General features: G+C 42.4%; 1 protein-coding gene. It reads right to left on the bottom strand.

From position 1 onward, the window contains the following. A partial coding sequence (locus tag GMD1S_RS10835) for a cation diffusion facilitator family transporter (protein WP_000293953.1) occupies window positions 1-540 on the bottom strand: 540 nt, incomplete at both ends.

The following is a 540-nucleotide window of genomic DNA, read 5'->3' on the forward strand; positions in this document are numbered from 1 at the left end:
CTTCAGTGCGCTCCAAAAGCGAGGAATGGCTTTCGACAGAATAAAGATGGAAATAACCAGCGATAAAAGCGGATCAAGGATATACCAATCTGTAAATCGGAGGATAATCGCCATTAGGATGACGGCCAACCAACCAAGAGTGTCTTCCAAAAAATGCAAGCTAAGAATTGACTCGTTCTTTGTCTTTCCTTTACGAACTACCAGACTTGCTAGTACATTGATAGCTACTGCAATGATTCCCAGCCAGAGGATGCCATTCTCATTAACGGGTTGCGGATGAGCAATCTTCGTGATATTTTCCAAAATCACTAGGACAGACCCTATCATAAGAATCACAGACGTTAGCATGGCTCCTAAAAGACTAAAACGTTTGTAACCCAAGGTGTACTGTCTATCTTCTTCACGGTTTGAAATTGTTTCTAAAAGGGCTGAGATGCCAATGGCTATAGCATCTCCCAGGTCATGAACAGAATCAGCAAGAACGGCACTCGAACCAAAGATTCCTCCTGCGATAAACTCAACAATCGCATAGCTTAAATT

The organism is Streptococcus sp. GMD1S, from assembly GCF_000296875.1.
In the GTDB taxonomy this organism is placed as follows: Bacteria; Bacillota; Bacilli; order Lactobacillales; family Streptococcaceae; genus Streptococcus.